17 protein-coding genes and 1 tRNA gene are annotated in these 15,866 nt (G+C 56.0%); 17 read left to right on the top strand and 1 reads right to left on the bottom strand.

Features of this window, described 5'->3' with window-relative positions:
• Nucleotides 1–34 precede the first annotated feature (34 nt).
• From uppS to rpmE, 8 genes are all read left to right on the top strand, one after another.
• Nucleotides 35–757 (top strand): polyprenyl diphosphate synthase, encoded by a 723-nt coding sequence (gene uppS / locus BQ8290_RS14350; protein ID WP_108791429.1) that lies wholly within the window; start codon nucleotides 35–37, stop codon nucleotides 755–757.
• Nucleotides 744–1,484 (top strand): phosphatidate cytidylyltransferase, encoded by a 741-nt coding sequence (locus BQ8290_RS14345; protein WP_108791427.1) that lies wholly within the window; start codon nucleotides 744–746, stop codon nucleotides 1,482–1,484. The genes uppS and BQ8290_RS14345 overlap by 14 nt, the downstream gene beginning before the upstream one ends.
• A 1-nt stretch (nucleotide 1,485) precedes the next feature.
• Nucleotides 1,486–2,649, top strand: coding sequence for a 1-deoxy-D-xylulose-5-phosphate reductoisomerase (locus BQ8290_RS14340; protein WP_108791425.1), 1,164 nt, complete (start codon nucleotides 1,486–1,488; stop codon nucleotides 2,647–2,649).
• On the top strand, nucleotides 2,642–3,778 hold the full coding sequence (gene rseP, locus BQ8290_RS14335) for an RIP metalloprotease RseP (RefSeq protein WP_443112327.1): 1,137 nt from the start codon (nucleotides 2,642–2,644) through the stop codon (nucleotides 3,776–3,778). Before BQ8290_RS14340 ends, rseP begins: the two co-directional genes overlap by 8 nt.
• A gap of 202 nt (nucleotides 3,779–3,980) precedes the next feature.
• Nucleotides 3,981–6,710, top strand: a complete 2,730-nt coding sequence (bamA, locus tag BQ8290_RS14330) for an outer membrane protein assembly factor BamA (protein WP_443112342.1) — start codon at nucleotides 3,981–3,983, stop codon at nucleotides 6,708–6,710.
• Nucleotides 6,710–7,396 (top strand): OmpH family outer membrane protein, encoded by a 687-nt coding sequence (locus tag BQ8290_RS14325; RefSeq protein WP_108791420.1) that lies wholly within the window; start codon nucleotides 6,710–6,712, stop codon nucleotides 7,394–7,396. The genes bamA and BQ8290_RS14325 overlap by 1 nt, the downstream gene beginning before the upstream one ends.
• A 42-nt stretch (nucleotides 7,397–7,438) precedes the next feature.
• Nucleotides 7,439–7,927, top strand: coding sequence for a 3-hydroxyacyl-ACP dehydratase FabZ (gene fabZ, locus BQ8290_RS14320; RefSeq protein ID WP_108791418.1), 489 nt, complete (start codon nucleotides 7,439–7,441; stop codon nucleotides 7,925–7,927).
• A 168-nt stretch (nucleotides 7,928–8,095) separates the two neighbouring features.
• Nucleotides 8,096–8,320, top strand: a complete 225-nt coding sequence (rpmE, locus tag BQ8290_RS14315; protein WP_108791416.1) for a 50S ribosomal protein L31 — start codon at nucleotides 8,096–8,098, stop codon at nucleotides 8,318–8,320.
• A gap of 132 nt (nucleotides 8,321–8,452) precedes the next feature.
• Here the strand turns inward: rpmE and BQ8290_RS14310 are convergent, their stop codons facing one another.
• Entirely contained in the window at nucleotides 8,453–9,088 is a 636-nt protein-coding gene (locus BQ8290_RS14310; protein ID WP_108791414.1) for a 2OG-Fe(II) oxygenase, read from the bottom strand.
• 241 nt (nucleotides 9,089–9,329) lie between these two features.
• Here BQ8290_RS14310 and BQ8290_RS14305 point away from each other — a divergent pair.
• The 9 genes from BQ8290_RS14305 (at nucleotide 9,330) to BQ8290_RS14265 (ending at nucleotide 15,802) form a co-directional block, all read left to right on the top strand.
• Nucleotides 9,330–9,406: transfer RNA gene (locus BQ8290_RS14305), tRNA-His, on the top strand.
• A gap of 65 nt (nucleotides 9,407–9,471) precedes the next feature.
• The gene (locus BQ8290_RS14300; protein ID WP_108791412.1) at nucleotides 9,472–10,539 is read left to right on the top strand and encodes a Glu/Leu/Phe/Val dehydrogenase dimerization domain-containing protein; all 1,068 of its coding nucleotides are present in this window, start codon (nucleotides 9,472–9,474) and stop codon (nucleotides 10,537–10,539) included.
• Between the two features lie 218 nt (nucleotides 10,540–10,757).
• Nucleotides 10,758–11,519 (top strand): heme ABC transporter permease CcmC, encoded by a 762-nt coding sequence (gene ccmC / locus BQ8290_RS14295; protein WP_108791410.1) that lies wholly within the window; start codon nucleotides 10,758–10,760, stop codon nucleotides 11,517–11,519.
• Entirely contained in the window at nucleotides 11,519–11,665 is a 147-nt protein-coding gene (gene ccmD / locus BQ8290_RS14290; RefSeq protein ID WP_108791408.1) for a heme exporter protein CcmD, read from the top strand. Before ccmC ends, ccmD begins: the two co-directional genes overlap by 1 nt.
• A gap of 19 nt (nucleotides 11,666–11,684) precedes the next feature.
• On the top strand, nucleotides 11,685–12,146 hold the full coding sequence (ccmE, locus tag BQ8290_RS14285; protein WP_108791406.1) for a cytochrome c maturation protein CcmE: 462 nt from the start codon (nucleotides 11,685–11,687) through the stop codon (nucleotides 12,144–12,146).
• Between the two features lie 14 nt (nucleotides 12,147–12,160).
• Nucleotides 12,161–14,200 (top strand): heme lyase NrfEFG subunit NrfE, encoded by a 2,040-nt coding sequence (locus tag BQ8290_RS14280; RefSeq protein WP_108791404.1) that lies wholly within the window; start codon nucleotides 12,161–12,163, stop codon nucleotides 14,198–14,200.
• The gene (locus BQ8290_RS14275) at nucleotides 14,200–14,724 is read left to right on the top strand and encodes a DsbE family thiol:disulfide interchange protein (protein WP_337661446.1); all 525 of its coding nucleotides are present in this window, start codon (nucleotides 14,200–14,202) and stop codon (nucleotides 14,722–14,724) included. Before BQ8290_RS14280 ends, BQ8290_RS14275 begins: the two co-directional genes overlap by 1 nt.
• The gene (locus tag BQ8290_RS14270; protein ID WP_108791400.1) at nucleotides 14,721–15,161 is read left to right on the top strand and encodes a cytochrome c-type biogenesis protein CcmH; all 441 of its coding nucleotides are present in this window, start codon (nucleotides 14,721–14,723) and stop codon (nucleotides 15,159–15,161) included. The genes BQ8290_RS14275 and BQ8290_RS14270 overlap by 4 nt, the downstream gene beginning before the upstream one ends.
• On the top strand, nucleotides 15,161–15,802 hold the full coding sequence (locus tag BQ8290_RS14265) for a tetratricopeptide repeat protein (RefSeq protein WP_337661445.1): 642 nt from the start codon (nucleotides 15,161–15,163) through the stop codon (nucleotides 15,800–15,802). Before BQ8290_RS14270 ends, BQ8290_RS14265 begins: the two co-directional genes overlap by 1 nt.
• Nucleotides 15,803–15,866: the final 64 nt, after the last annotated feature.

Raw genomic sequence — 15,866 nt, 5'->3', positions numbered from 1 at the left:
TCGACGGAAGTGACGGATAGGAGGGGTAGAGCAGATGGGCGGCGACAGCTCCTCAGGCACTAATACCGATGCGCCAAAGCGCGCGTCTAGCCGTGCCCGCCATGTGGCCATTATCATGGACGGCAATGGACGATGGGCGAAAAAGCGAGCCCTGCCGCGCGCCATCGGCCATCAACGCGGCGTCGAAGCGGTACGACGCTTGGTCCGCGGTCTGGAGCCGATGGAGCTTGATTGCCTCACTCTTTACGCCTTCAGCTCTGAAAATTGGAAACGATCCGAAACCGAAGTCGATGATCTGATGAATTTGATGCGAAAGTTCATCAAATCTGACTTGCCCGATTTTGTCGCCAATGATGTGCAATTGAACATCATCGGAGATTGGCGTTCCTTGGCCCCCGACATTGTCGAAATGCTCGAAGACGCTTTGGAGCAGACCGCCAATGGCACGCGGAAATTGGCCGTGGCGTTGAATTATGGTGGGCAAAACGAAATCGCCCGTGCCGCTATGAAAGCGGCAGAGCAGGGATCGATCACGACCCAAAGCATTGCCGATAATTTGGACACAGCGGGGCTTCCCCCGCTCGACCTGTTGATCCGCACCAGCGGCGAAATCCGGCTTTCCAACTTTCTTCTATGGCAAGCGGCCTATGCGGAGATGTTGTTTGTAGACACGCTTTGGCCAGATTTTAAACCCGAGCATTTAGAACGCGCGCTCGATGATTTTGCACAAAGGGAGCGCCGGTATGGGGGACGTTAAGAGCGAAACAGAGGCGGTACCGTCGGGCGCAATGAATGATTTGCTCGTCCGGTTTATCTCGGCTGTTGCGATGTTGGGTGTATCGATCATCGCGCTGTATTTCGGTGGATGGTTGTGGATCGGATTCGTCGTTTTGCTCGCTGGCTTGGTCTTGTGGGAATGGAATTTGATCGTCGGCAAATTCGGCGGTTCGGCCGTTTCCGAAGTCGCATGGCAATTTATGGGCGCTCTGTATGTCGGTGCGGCTGCCCTTGCGATGGTTCAGGTGCGGTTGAATTACGACATGATTGCCGTTCTCGTGGTGTTTTTGATTCCGGTCATTGCGGTCGATGTGGGTGCCTATTTCTCCGGCCGTTTGATCGGCGGGCCGCGCATTGCCCCTTCGGTTAGTCCGTCCAAGACTTGGGCGGGGCTTGCGGGTGGCGCGGTTGCAGCGGGCATCGTGTGCGTTGCCGGAGAGATGATGGACATTGGCCCTGGCGCATTTGTGCCTGGATACGGTTTAAGCAGTATCGGCGGTGCTTTGATAACGGGCATTGTCATCGCCATCATTGCCCAAGCTGGTGACTTTTTTGAAAGCTGGATGAAACGGCGTGCCAATGTGAAGGATTCTAGCAATCTGATCCCAGGTCATGGCGGCGTGTTCGATCGGTTGGATGGATTTTTGGCGGTCTTCTTCGTGCTCTTCATGATTGCGGTTGTGCCCGCGTTTGTTGGCCTCGCCTAATATGACGCGATCCTTGTCATTGTTGGGTGCGACAGGATCAATTGGTGCCTCGACTCTGGACCTTATCCGTCACAATCGCGACGATTGGCAGGTTGAGGCGCTGACCGCGAATTGTTCTGCGGCGGAACTGGCCCAATTGGCGGTGGAGTTTGACGCTAAGATTGCGGTCGTCGGCGATGAAACCTGTTTACCAGAATTGCGTGAAGCCTTGGCCGGCAGCGGTGTCGAGGCAGCAGGCGGGGCGCAGGCTTTGTGCGATGCGGCGGCGCAATCGGTGGATATGACAGTTGCGGCGATTGTGGGTTGCGCTGGCCTTGCGCCGACGATGGCGGCGGTGGAGCGCGGTGGCACTATTGCATTGGCGAATAAAGAGGCGCTGGTCTCTGCTGGCGACATTCTAAAGAAGGCGGTCGATCGGGCGGGGGCCATATTGCTGCCTACCGATTCCGAACACAATGCGATTTTCCAATGCCTTGCCGGCAACGATATTGGTCGCGTGCGCCGGATCATTCTCACTGCGAGCGGTGGGCCGTTTCGGACTTTAACCGGTGAGCAGCTGCAATCGGTCACCCGCGAACAGGCATTGAAACATCCCAATTGGGAAATGGGCGCGAAAATCACCATCGATTCCGCAACCATGATGAACAAAGGCCTCGAATTTATCGAGGCGCATCACTTGTTCCCGGTGGGCCTCGATAACATTGAGATTATCGTTCACCCGCAAAGCATCGTTCATTCCATGGTCGAATATCGCGACCGATCGGTTTTGGCTCAACTTGGCCCGTCGGACATGCGTGTGCCGATCGCGTCCTGTTTGGCCTACCCTGATCGGATGAAGACACCGCTTACGCCGCTCGATCTGGCGGCGATTGGTTCGTTGACATTTGAAGCGCCGAACGAAGAACTGTTTCCGGCGACCCGCATTTGCCGAGAAGCAATTGAGGCGGGCGGGGCGGCGCCTGCTGTTTTGAACGCGGCAAATGAAATCGCGGTCGAAGCGTTTCTCGCCGGTCAGATTGGGTTCACCCGCATTACCGCAGTGGTAGAAGAGACATTGGCGCGCTATAGCGCCGCTGCGCCGGGCACTTCGGAAGAGGTGCTGGCGATTGATGGCGAGGCGCGCCAACGCGCCCGCGACGCTCTGGAGAGTAGCACCCTTGTTTGAATCGCCCCCTTTCTGGATGTATTTTGCCGGGTTCCTATTGGTGCTTGGCCCCTTGGTCACTGTGCACGAATTGGGGCACTATCTCGTGGGCCGGTGGCTTGGAGTGAAGGCAGAGACGTTCTCGGTCGGATTCGGCAATGAGCTAATTGGGCGCACTGATAAGCACGGCACCCGTTGGAAATTGTCGTGGTTGCCTTTGGGCGGATATGTTCAATTTAAGGGCGATATGAACCCTGCGAGCATTCCAAATGCTAATGCGCCAATTGAACCTGCGCGCCATGATGGCAGTTTTCAAAGCGCTACTCTTTGGCGGCGTGCTCTTATCGTAGCGGCCGGACCGGTCACGAACTTGATTGTGGCGATCGGAATTTTCGCCGCCTTTTATGCGATTATCGGCAATCCGGTTGTGGCAGGCGATGAAGATTCGCGCATGGTTGGGGAATTTGGCGAATATGACGGTGTGTCTCCTGCTCGCGATGCTGGGATGCAGTTGGGCGACACAATTGTTGCTATCGACGGTGATGAAATCGATGTTTTTGATGATGTCCGCAACGTCGTCTTGATCAATCCGGGCACACAGATGGTTTTTACCGTTCTGCGCGATGGGGCCGAAATTGATATTCCGCTCACCACGGCCCGTGTTGATGAAATTGACGGTTTCGGCAATCAAAGCGCGGTAGGGAAAATCGGCGTGGGGCCGGGGCGTGCATATGTCTTTGAAGATGTCGGCGTGCTCGAATCGATCCCATTGGCGACAGCCAAATGCTGGGAGATTACCGGCATGATGGTGACGGGGATAAAACAGATCCTAACCGGCGACCGTTCAATCAAAGAATTGGGCGGCCCGATTAAGATCGCGAAATACTCCGGTGAACAGCTCAGCTTAGGCCTTGTTTCCTTTGTGAGTTTCGCCGCGCTGATCTCGCTTAATTTGGCATTCATCAATTTCTTGCCAATCCCTGCACTCGATGGCGGGCATCTTGCCTTTTACGCCGCCGAAGCGATCCGCCGTAAACCGGTGGGGCCGATGGCGACGGAATGGGCATATCGCACCGGCGTTGCCTTTGTGCTGATCTTCATGGTGGTGGTCACCTGGAATGATGTGACGTCCCTTCTGCCGTTTGGTTGACGCCAACACCGCAGTAAATCGGGGAAAGTGGCCGGACAATCGGGATTGTCGGGCGATAGAAGGGTATGTTTGCTTGATTGCGCACCGCGCATCGGGCATTGGCGGGAAGTGAATTAGGAATGGCGGGGCTAAATTGCCGTGCTGAACGCGCCGAGGGGCGAGGCGCTTTGAATACGGGTTGGACGGGAACATTATCTCCATGATGCGAAGCAACGATACAGGCTCTCAGTCTGTGAGTTCCAAAAGTGCTATCAGCCGTCTGGCGATCGCGTTGAGCTGCGGCACGGTTTTGGCCGGCCTACCTCAGGTCGCGTTGGCGCAGGACGATGGCGTACAAAATGATGGCACGGCGCCAGCGCCGACTGCCGCACCCGCGGCGCAACCTGCGCCCGCGCCGGTTAGCAACACCATCCGCACGATCAGCATCATCGGTGCCGAACGTTTGGAACCGACGACTATCCTTTCCTACATCCGTCTCCGTGTCGGACAGGAATACACGTCAGCCGCCGCCGATGAGGCCTTGAAGGACCTTGGCGCGACGGAATTGTTCTCAAACTTCTCGATCCGCAATGAAGCCGGCAATGTCGTCATCAACGTGACGGAAAACCCGGTGATCAACCGCATCGTGCTCGAAGGCAATGACCGCCTCGATGCCGATAAGATTTTGCCAGAGATCCGCTTGTCACCGCGTCAGATTTTCACGCGGTCTAAAGTGCGCGCCGATGTTGCACGGATTATCGAACTTTATAAGCGTCAAGGCCGCTTTGCTGCGACGGTTGAGCCGAAAATGGTTCAACTTCCACAGAACCGCGTCGATATCGTGTTCGAAATCGTCGAGGGTCCAAAATCCAAAGTCCGTCAGATTAACATTATCGGTAACGAGATTTTCTCCGATAACGATCTGCGCGGAGAGATGGTTACGAAGCAGTCGCGGTTCTTCCGCTTCTTTAGTTCCAACACCAGCTACGATCCCGATCGGCTTGCGTTTGACCAACAGAAACTGCGCCAATTTTACCTGACAGAAGGGTATGCGGATTTCCGGGTTGTGTCCGCCGTTGCGGAATTGACGCCGGATCAACGTGATTTCATCATCACCTACGTTGTCGAAGAAGGTGAACGATACGCCTTTGGTGACGTTGAGGTGGAAAGCCAATTGCGCGACTTTGACAGCGACAGTCTTGCGGCTGGCTTGGTCATGCAAAGCGGTGATTTTTACAACGCCGCAACGGTCGAGGACACGGTTGAGCAGCTGACCGAGCTTGCTGGCCGGTTCGGTTATGCATTTGCCGACGTTCAACCGCGCTTTAGTCGTAACCCTGACGATCTGACGATGGACATCACGTTCATCCTTAGACAGGCGCCGCGCGTTTATGTTGAACAGGTCAACATCAACGGCAACACGCTCACTCAGGATAAAGTGGTTCGCCGCGAATTCCGCCTTTCCGAAGGTGACGCTTTCAACTCTTTGGGTGTTCAGCGGACGACCGCGCGGATCAATTCGCTTGGCTATTTCCAAGAGAATTTCGAAGTCAGTCAGGTCGAAGGCAGCGCACCCGATCGGATTGTCCTCAACGCAAACATCGAAGAACAGCCAACCGGTGAATTGCAATTCTCCGCCGGTTTCTCTTCGATCGAACAATTCATCCTTGCCGGTTCGATCCGCCAACGCAACTTCCGCGGACGCGGTCAAACTATCGGTTTGAGCCTGAACTATTCGCAGTTCCAACAATCGGCTCAAGTCAGCTTTACCGAGCCGTATCTGTTTGATCGGAACATTTCGGCCGGTGCCGATATCTATCGGCGCGATTTCAACAGCTTCAACTTCACCAACAACGATCGCAACACGACGTTTGAACAATCAACGACAGGCGGCACCTTCCGCGTTGGTGTTCCGTTGACTGAATTCATGTCGCTCGTGGGCAGCTACACGCTGAACTATGACGAAGTGAGCCTTGCAGAGAACTTGTTCTTCTCTGATTTGGACGGCGACGGCGTGACCGAATGCGATCCGCTATTGGCTGGTCGTTTCTTGTGTGATGCGGTGGGCAATCGCTTGAGCTCAATTGTGGGGCTCAGCCTGAATTACAATTCGTTGAATTCTCGCGTTCGTCCAACGCGCGGTCGCACAATATCGCTCAGCACGGAATTTGCCGGATTGGGCGGCGATGTGCGCTATTTGCGTTTCCGTGGTCGGGCCCAGCAATTCTGGAACATTGCGAACACCGGCTTCATCTTCTCGCTCTCGCTGGAAGGGGGATCGATTATCCCTCTCCAAAACCGCGGCGGAGCGGCAACCGATGACATTCTGTTGACCGATCGGTTCTTCTTGGGCGAACCGCAGTTCCGTGGCTTTGGCATTCGCGGCGTTGGCCCGCGCATCCTGACGCAGCGGTACATTCTCGACGGAACGAACAACAACATTCTTGATGAGGATGGCAATCCGACATTGGTTACGGATCGCGATTCGATCCGCGACGATTCCATCGGTGGCCGCAATTACTATTTGGGCCGTGCCGAAATTGAAATTCCTCTGGGAACAGGCGCACGTGAGCTTGGCTTGCGGCCTTCGATCTTCTTGGATGTCGGCTCCCTTTGGGGCGTGGATCAACCGCTTCTCCAAGACAACCCAACCGGTATCTCTCAGATTGATGGCGATGGTAATCCACTGTTCATCAGCGTCGATACAGGGGAGCTTACACTTAACCCATTGGCGGATGACGGCGTTACGTCGAACACCCGCTTGATCCGTCAGGGTAGCGCCATTCGCGAGGTTTTCCTCGGCGATTCGCCTAGCCCGCGTATCACCGCCGGTATCGGCGTTAACTGGAACTCGCCATTTGGCCCGTTCCGCATCGATTTCGCGCAAACGATCCGCAAGATCGAAGGCGACGACGACAAAACATTCACGTTTAACGTAGGAACACAATTCTAATGAAACTGACCAAAATGCTCGCCCCGGCTGGCCTTGCGCTTTGCGCTTTGGCTGCTGCTGCTCCTGCCGCCGCTCAGGTTGATGGCCGTTTCGCGACCGCTGATATCAGCCGTGCAATCATCGGTTCGAGCGCGCTGCAAACCGCTTACAATCAAATTGGCACTACATATGCCGCACAGATTGAACAGCGTCAGACAAAACAACAGGAACTGACCACGTTGCTTCAACCGTTCGACGTGAATGGCAACGGTCAACTTGACGAAGGCGAACTGCCTGCTGTGCAAGCGGCACCGAACTTTGCGCAAATTCAAACGCTTGAGCAAGAAGTCGCGGCTCTCACCAACCAAGTGAATGCGGCGCGCGTTTACGCGGTTGAGCAGATTCTGGCGCAATATCCTGCGGCTTTGACCGAAGTCACAACGGCGCAACAGATCGTGATCGTTTTCCAACCCGATACGTTGCAATTTGCGGCCGAAGGTGCGGACATCACCAGCCAGATTTCGACGTCATTGAACACGAAAGTTCCATCGGTTGGGATCGTGCCACCGGCGGATTGGCGTCCATCGCGCAACGCGGCGCAAATCTTCCAAGACATTCAACAAACCTTGGTTCAAGCGCAGCTTCTCCAACAACAGCAAGCAGCACAAGCCGGTCAACCGGCAGCGCAAGCGCCAACCGGTCGTTAATTTTGACCGTAAGCGATTAGGGGCAAGGCAGGGGCACATGGCATGAGCGACACCGATACATCTTCGGAAGAAACGAAAGCGCCAATAGTGGATTACGACATCCACAAAGTGCTCAAGGCCTTGCCGCATCGCTATCCGCTTTTGCTGGTCGATCGGGTCAAAGAGATCCATCTTGGCGAACGCATTCACGCGGTGAAAGCCGTCAGCATGAATGAGGAGTTTTTTCAGGGGCATTTCCCTGGCGCTCCTATCATGCCCGGCGTTCTCCAGATCGAAGCGTTGGCGCAAGCAGCGGCGATCTTGGGTATTGAGACGCTTGAGCTTGCAGGATCGGGTAAACTCGTGATTTTCATGGGCATCGAAGCTGCAAAGTTCCGCGCCCCTGTTACGCCGGGTTGTTTGCTCGATCTGGAAGTCGAATTTCTGCAAAAGCGCAGCCGCGTCTACAAATTCAAAGGCAAAGCGAGCGTTGAGGGCAAGGCGTCATGTGAGGCCGAATTCACAGCGATGATTGCCGACCCACCAAAGTGATGTTGGAATTTCTGACGCTTCGTCAGAGCCCAAAGATCATGTCTATCAATTAGCTGCGCACGCAACGGTCAAAACGCTTGCCATTTTGACCAATTCAGCTTAGGCGCGCCGCTTCTCATTACATAGCACCGCCGGTCGGAACCGGTGAACGCTGATAAGGAATTGACGATGAAAGCCGAAGGCCACCCAGAATATCACACCATCACGGTCAAAATGACCGATGGTACCGAATTTCAAACGCGCTCAACTTGGGGCAAAGAAGGCGACACGCTCGCTCTCGATATTGACCCTACAAGCCACCCGGCTTGGACTGGCGGTCGTCAACAGCTTCAAGAAGGCGGCCGTGTTGCTGCGTTCAACAAGCGTTTCGGCGGGCTCAGCCTCAAGAAATAAGCGCTCAGAGCTTTGCAACAGGCCTTCAATGGCCGTTTGCACCAAGAGGGCGGTCCGTTTGGGCCGCCCTTTTTGTTGGAGCTGTATCGTCTGCACGCGACGCGACGAATGCAAACTTTCAAAAGCGATCAATCACCAGCCCCACGGTTTCTCCCGATACCATTTGGTGATGATGTACTTCGCCCCTTTGCGCACCTTCATCCCATGATGCAGGGTGTTCGGATTGGGTGAGCCATCCGCGCGTGCATTGTTCCAGCACAACATTTTGCCGGTTTCTGGCTGGAACGTCTTTCCGATCGTTTTGAAACGGGTGGCCCCTCCCGCTTCAACCGGGTTCAGATACACCATGAACGTCCAGGTGCGCTGGCCAGAAACGCTGCAGAATTTTTCATAGTCGGCGCCGCCCGGCGTGAAGTAATCGGTGTGCGCTTTGAATTCTTGCCCGACATCGTATCGCTGGCCCTGACAAGGTTCACCGAACGTTGGATCGATGCCGTTCGCCTGTGCCAGAATGCCATTCAATTCGATGACGGCCGCATCTTCGGAATTCAGATCGCACGTTTCGCTTGTACGGAAATAATTGTCGCCGTTCGGATCGGCGATGGTTGATGGACGGCGGTCCTTGTCGATTAATTCGATCAAAGCGTTGCACAGATCAGGTGCGATGAAATCGCGTGCCTGAAAAAGCTCAATCTTGGGGTGGGGGACGCGCTGTACGCCTTGAAGCCCGCCCAGCCTTTCCACCACAGAATCACGTTCACCAGTCATGCGATTAAACTTACGCTCCGCCAACCAACAGGCAAGAGGGTGCAAGGAGGCGAAACAATCTTGCGCGGCAAATGGCGATGCAGTGTTTTTTGCTTTCCTTAGCCGATACTTTGTGCAACAGGCTCGCCCCCGTCCACAGCGGCCTTGACCAATGATGGGAGCTGCGTAAACCGCCGCTCTTGCGTGGGCTTGGCACTGATCGTTCACTTAGTGATGCGGTTGTGCTGGGACGGAAAATATGGCGACCGTAGTTCAATTGGTTAGAATGCCGGCTTGTGATGCCGGAGGTTGCGGGTTCAAGTCCCGTCGGCCGCCCCATTTCCCTCCAAATCCGCCAAACGGGTGTTTTGCCCGGGTCCTGCGCGATTATGTGAGGTAAGCCGATGACCGCGTTTTGGACCGAACCAGATTTTGACGATCATGAGATGGTGCATGTTGTCAGGGACCGAAAATCGGGCCTGATGGCGATTATTGCCGTCCATTCAACGCATCTAGGTCCCGGCGCAGGTGGAACACGGTTCTGGCATTATCCCGATCCTAAAGACGGCCTGCGCGACGCGCTGCGTCTATCGCGTGGGATGAGCTACAAGAACGCGATGGCCGGTCTGCCGATGGGTGGCGGGAAAGCTGTCATTCTAGCGGATGAATCGCGCACAAAAACTCCCGAATTGTTGTCCGCTTTTGGCGACGCCGTCGAAGGGTTGAACGGCCGCTATGTCACGGCCGAGGATGTCGGCATCAGCGAAGCGGACATGGTCGCCGTGTCACAACGCACATCGCATGTGTCCGGTCTACCTGTATCGGGCGGAAATGCGGCTGGCGGTGATCCGGGGCCTTTCACATCCTATGGCATCTATTTGGGTATAAAGGCGGCGGTTCAGCACAAATTGCGCACCGACAGCATGGCCGGGGTTCATGTCGCTGTTCAGGGCACCGGCAGTGTCGGCGGCGGCGTGGCGCGGTTGTTGGCTGAAGACGGTGCGCGATTGACGCTCGCCGATATTCACGCGGATGGTGTGGCGGCATTGGCCGACGAATTGGGCGCAGCAATTGTCGCGCCCGACGACATTCTGACAACCCATTGCGACGTGCTTAGCCCCAATGCCTTGGGTGCCATTCTGGATGATGAAAGCATCGCGGCGTTGAACACGCAAATCGTTGCGGGCGGGGCGAATAATCAACTTGCGCGGACCCATCATGGTCAGGTCTTGTTTGACCGCGGAATTTTGTATGCGCCCGATTATGTCATCAACGCAGGCGGCATTATCTCGGTTGCGACCGAGTATCTGGCGCGGCGCGATGGGAATGTCGCGACGATCGACGATGTTAACGGACTGATCGAACAGATCCCCGATAGGCTCGCGACGATTTGGCAAACCAGCGAGGCCGGTGGTGCATCGCCTGATGTTGTTGCCGACACCATGGCCCAAGAATTGATCGGTCGCGGTTGATTCGCCGATGCCGGTTGGCTCGCTTTATTGGCGAGCGAAACGCGGAAAATCTTGTGCGTCTGCGACTGTGATGGATTGATAAGCGCCTCCAAACTCGCGGAGCGGCGCATTTGTCATTCTGCAAAGCGCGATGTTGCATAGGATCAAAGCGTGCCTTGCGACTTTTGCGCCCTTGCTCACCTCGCACGAAACAGTATGACGGGGCAGGGGATTCAAACGTGCATATTTACGCCAATCCGAAACGATTTTTGTCGCTGGCCCGATGGTTGATGCCGCTTCTGTTTTGGAGCGGTTTGATCCTATCGCTGGGCGCGTTGGCGTGGGGCATGTGGATGGTGCCGCCTGATCGTTTGATGGGCGAAACGGTCCGCATCCTGTTTATCCATGTACCCGCTGCGTGGTTGGGTATGGGCGGTTGGACCGGTATCGCGATTTCAAGCGGGGCATTGCTAATCTGGAAACACCCGCTGGCCGGCATTGCGGCGCGCGCGATTGCTGTGCCCGGCATGGTCTTCTGCGCGATTTGCCTTGCGACCGGCTCTATCTGGGGGCGTCCGACATGGGGCACATGGTGGGAATGGGACGGACGATTGACCAGCATGCTCGTGCTTTTGTTCCTTTATGGTGGTTATATTGCTCTGTCTGAGGCGACCGCGCGCGAAGGCGGGTCTTACAAAATTGCCGCGATTTTCGGCCTCGTTGGGGCCATCAATGTCCCCATCATCAATCGCAGCGTCGTGTGGTGGAATTCGCTTCACCAACCCCCCAGTTTGACCGCAGGAAAAAGCTCGATTGATGCGGTGTTCTTGTGGCCGCTTTTGGCGTCTGTGTTGGGCTTTTCATTGCTGTTTGGGGCGATTGTCTTGATGCGGATGCGCGCATTGATTGCGGAGACACAGGTCGAAGCTCGATTGCGCCGGCGCGCTTTGGATGATGATGCCCCGGCCACCCGTAGCGATACCGCGATGGAGACTGCGTGATGCGCGAGGCGTTGGATCCTTGGCCGTTTGTGATCGGTTGTTATGCCGTTGGTCTGTTTGCGCTCGCTCTGCTGATCTTGTGGAGCTATCGATCCATGCGTCGCGCGGAAAAGCGGCGTGACGAAACAAAGCGCCGTGCGAAATGACAATTAAGGTTATGCGTCGATGAAAGCCAAACACCAAAGAATGACGCTTGTGATCCTTGCGCTGGTTGCGATTGTCGCGGCGGGATTGATTGCGGCGTGGGCACTGCGTTCTCAAGCGAATTACTTTTACCTTCCCGAAGAAATGGCTGCAGAACCGCCTGCGGTCGGTCAGGCTGTGCGTCTTGGTGGAATGGTCCAACCCGGCTCCATCGCAACGCAGCCCGATGGCATCACCGTTAGCTTCATCGTGACGGGCAACGAAGACAGCACAGTGCCGGTCCGTTACAGCGGTATTCTGCCTGATTTGTTTGTCGAGGGTTCCGGCGTCGTTGCCGAAGGCAGCCTAGGCGCCGATGGCGTGTTTCAAGCGACCAATCTGTTGGCCAAACACGATGAGAACTACGTCCCTCGCGAACTTGAGGGATTAGAGGGGCACGAGGGTTCGGATGAATATGCCGAAACCGTCGCAGGTCTGGATTAAGGCGAACCACCACCATGATTGCTGAACTCGGATTAGCGGCCCTTTGGCTTTCAACCGCGCTTGCGGTTTTGCAGATGATATCGGGGGCGATGGGCCTGCGCGATACCGGCGGCAGCGCGCAATTTGCGATGTATGCGCGACCCGCCGCCGTGGTTCAGGCGTTTTTGGCGGTGCTCGCCTTTTTCTTGTTGTTGTACGCGTTTGCGATCACGGACCTTTCGATCAAATTGGTCGCGACCAATTCGCATTCGGCCAAGCCGCTTATCTACAAATTGACCGGAACTTGGGGCAATCACGAAGGCTCCATGCTCCTTTGGGTAGGCGTGTTGGCGCTTTCTGGAGGCCTGTTGGCCGGGTTAGAACGGCGTTTGCCCGAAAAAACGATGAGCGCGACCCTTGCGGTTCAAGGCTTTGTGGCTCTCGGGTTCTATGCCTTTTTGTTGTTAAGCTCGAACCCGTTTGAACGCCTTCCTGTGCCCGCGATCGAAGGGGGAGGGTTGAACCCCTTGCTTCAGGATATCGGCCTCGCGATCCACCCGCCGACGCTTTATATCGGTTACGTTGGCCTATCGGTTGCGTTTAGTTTGGCGATGGGCGCGTTGATGACGCGGCAAGTGACGCCCAATTTCGCCAAGGTTCTGCGACCATGGGTTTTGGGCGCATGGGTGTTTTTGACCTTTGGCATCACGGCTGGTTCTTATTGGGCTTATTATGAGCTTGGCTGGGGCGGCTGGTGGTTTTGGGACCCGGTTGAAAACGCGTCCCTTATGCCATGGTTGGCCGCGACGGCGTTGCTCCATTCGGTTAGCGTATTGGCCGCGCGCGATGCGTTGCGCACGTGGACGATTATGCTGGGCGTGCTCGCCTTTTCGATGAGCATGCTGGGAACTTTCCTTGTTCGGTCGGGCGTCCTGACCAGTGTGCATGCATTTGCGGTGGATCCAGAGCGGGGCAGCTTTATCCTTGCCCTATTGGGTCTTTATATCGGCGGTGCTTTGGTAATTTTTGCGATGCGCGCAGGTAGTATTTCCGAAGGAAAGCGTTTCACCGCAACCAGCCGAGAAGGCGCATTGGTGTTCAACAACGTGATGCTGTCGGCTATCCTTGCCATCGTGCTTCTGGGCACGCTCTATCCGCTCTTGACCGAAGCGTTCGATGTCCGCGTCAGCGTGGGCCCGCCATACTTTAATCCAGCCGGAGCGATCTTTGCGATTCCGATGTTGGTTGTGATGGCGATCGGTCCGTTGCTGCGTTGGAAAAATGACAAACCGGCGCGTATTCAATTCGAATTGGCGTTGGTCGCGGCGGTGGTCATTGCGATCGTCGGGCTGGTAGCGGTTTTGGGCGACTACAGCGTTCTTTCGGTTTTGGGACTTGCGCTATCCGTAGGCTTGGCGATCGCAGCGATCTTGCCATTGCGTGGCAGAAAGCTTCGATTGGTGCCGGTCGCGACATGGGGCATGGTTTGCGCCCACTTTGGCGTCGCCGTCGCTTTGTTCGGGATGGCCAGCGAGAGTGCGTTTACTTCGGAAAAATTGGCGGCAGTTGCGCCGGGCGATGTCGAAGAGGTCGCGGGATGGACGATTGAATTGGACAGCGTCGATCCGGTCGCAGGGCCGAATTGGACCGCCATCGAAGCCCGCGTTTTGGCCGCGCGAGGCGATGAAGAACCCACCGTTTTGGCGCCGCAATCGCGCAATTTCTGGTCTCCGCCGCAACCCACCAGCGAAAGCGCGCTGATCACCCGTTGGGATGGTCAACTGTATGTGGTTGTCGGCGATCAGGCCGGCGTCGATGCCAATGGCAACACCCGATGGCAATTGCGCGTTTGGTGGAAACCGTTTGTGACCTTCATTTGGTATGGAGGATTGTTGGTGGCGTTTGGCGGAATTTTGTCCATTGCCGGCCGTGTGGGCGTCGACTTGAAGCGCCGCAAAGCGGTGGAAATGGGCAATCAACGCCGCGAAGATTTTGATGCGCTGGTGGAGGGAGATGCAATCGACGGGACGATTGACGATCCAAAGGCTGGCCCCATGCCGGAGCCTGCAGAATAATGCGCCTAATCTATGTCATTCCGCTCGCCCTGTTTTTGTTTTTCGCTGGTCTTGCCGGTTATCAACTGACGCAGGACAAAATGCAGACGATCCCGTCGCAGATGATCGAACAACCATTGCCGGAATTTACTTTGGCTCCGGCCTTGGATGGAATGCCCGGTGCGTCGCGATCGGACTTTGTCGGCGGAAAACCGCGCTTGCTCAATATCTGGGCAAGCTGGTGCCTGCCTTGCATCGCAGAGGCCCCGCATCTGGAACGGTTGAAGGCAGAAGGCGTCGAAATTATCGGCATTGCTGTGCGCGACAGGCCAGAGGCGGTTGCCGATTTCTTGAACCGTTATGGCAATCCCTACACCCGGATCGGAGCAGATGATATCTCCGAGCTTATGTTGGAAATCGGAGCGTCCGGCGTGCCGGAAACCTACGTCATCGATGCAGAGGGTAACATTCGATATCAGCATATTGGCGATATCCGGGCGAACAACGTGCCGGAATTGCTTGAGATATTGGAGGACGTGCGATGATGCGGCTTCTTATCGCGATCATGGCATTGTTTGCGGCGCCTATCCTTTCGCAATCGGCCTCCGCTCAACAAGCGATGCCACCAGCGCCTTACGCCTATGTTCAGCTAGACGACCCCGTTTTGGAAGCGCAAGCGACCGAGTTGATGGAAACGCTGCGTTGCCTCAAATGCCAATCGCAAAGTATCAACGACAGCGATGCGCCCATGGCAGGGGATATGCGTCATCAGGTCCGCTCGCGCATTTTGGCAGGTGAAAGCCCTGATCAAATTCGCGCGTGGTTGGTTCAACGCTATGGCGACTACGTCAGTTACGAACCTGAGGTCAGTTCAACGACATGGCCGCTGTTTGCTATTCCGCTTGTATTGCTTGCTTTGGTTGGCCTGATCTTGTTGCGGCGTTTGGGCAAACGGGGCTCTGATACTGAGGAGACAGCCTGATGAGCGGTTGGTTGGCAGTCTTGTCGCTTACCTTGGTGAGCTTTGCGTTGGCGGCATTTATGCTGCGTCTACCGAAAGAGGGGTTTGCCGTTTTTGGGGCGGTGCTGTTGTTCGGACTTGTCGGCTATGCCTGGCAGGGGTCACCGGGCCAAGCCAGCAGCCCGAAAGAACCAGACCTTTCAACCGACCAGCAATCGGGCGAAGAAATGGTAGTGGCGCGCCGTCAATTGTTTGAAGAGATCGCGCCAAGGCCCGATTACCTGATGGTGTCGGATGGCTTTGCCCGACGCGGGCGCTTTGACGACGCAGCAGGGGCGCTGCGCAAGGGCTTGAACGACAATCCGGACCATCTCGAAGGGTGGTTGGCGTTGGGTATGGCACTGACTGGGCATGCCGATGGCAATGTCACGCCGGCGGCGTATTACGCGTATGGGAAAGCCCGCAGCATCAATCCGACCAATCCGGGCGCTGATCTGTTCCTTGGTTTTTCATTCCTGCAGTCGGGTCAGGTGCGGGCCGCGCGGGAGACATGGGCAGGCTTGCTCGAACGATCACCCGAAGATGCGCCGTGGCGCGAAGAAATCGAAGCGCGGGTCGCTCGTTTGGACGAGATGATCGCAAACGCACCAATGTTGCAATAGGCCATCAAGGAAACGGGACCCACGGCATTGTTGCAGGGGCAAAGCCCCGGTGCTAGGTGCCGCG

The sequence above is a fragment of the Erythrobacter sp. Alg231-14 genome (assembly GCF_900149685.1).
GTDB lineage: Bacteria > Pseudomonadota > Alphaproteobacteria > Sphingomonadales > Sphingomonadaceae > Erythrobacter.
This window is presented reverse-complemented; position numbering and strand designations above follow the sequence as displayed.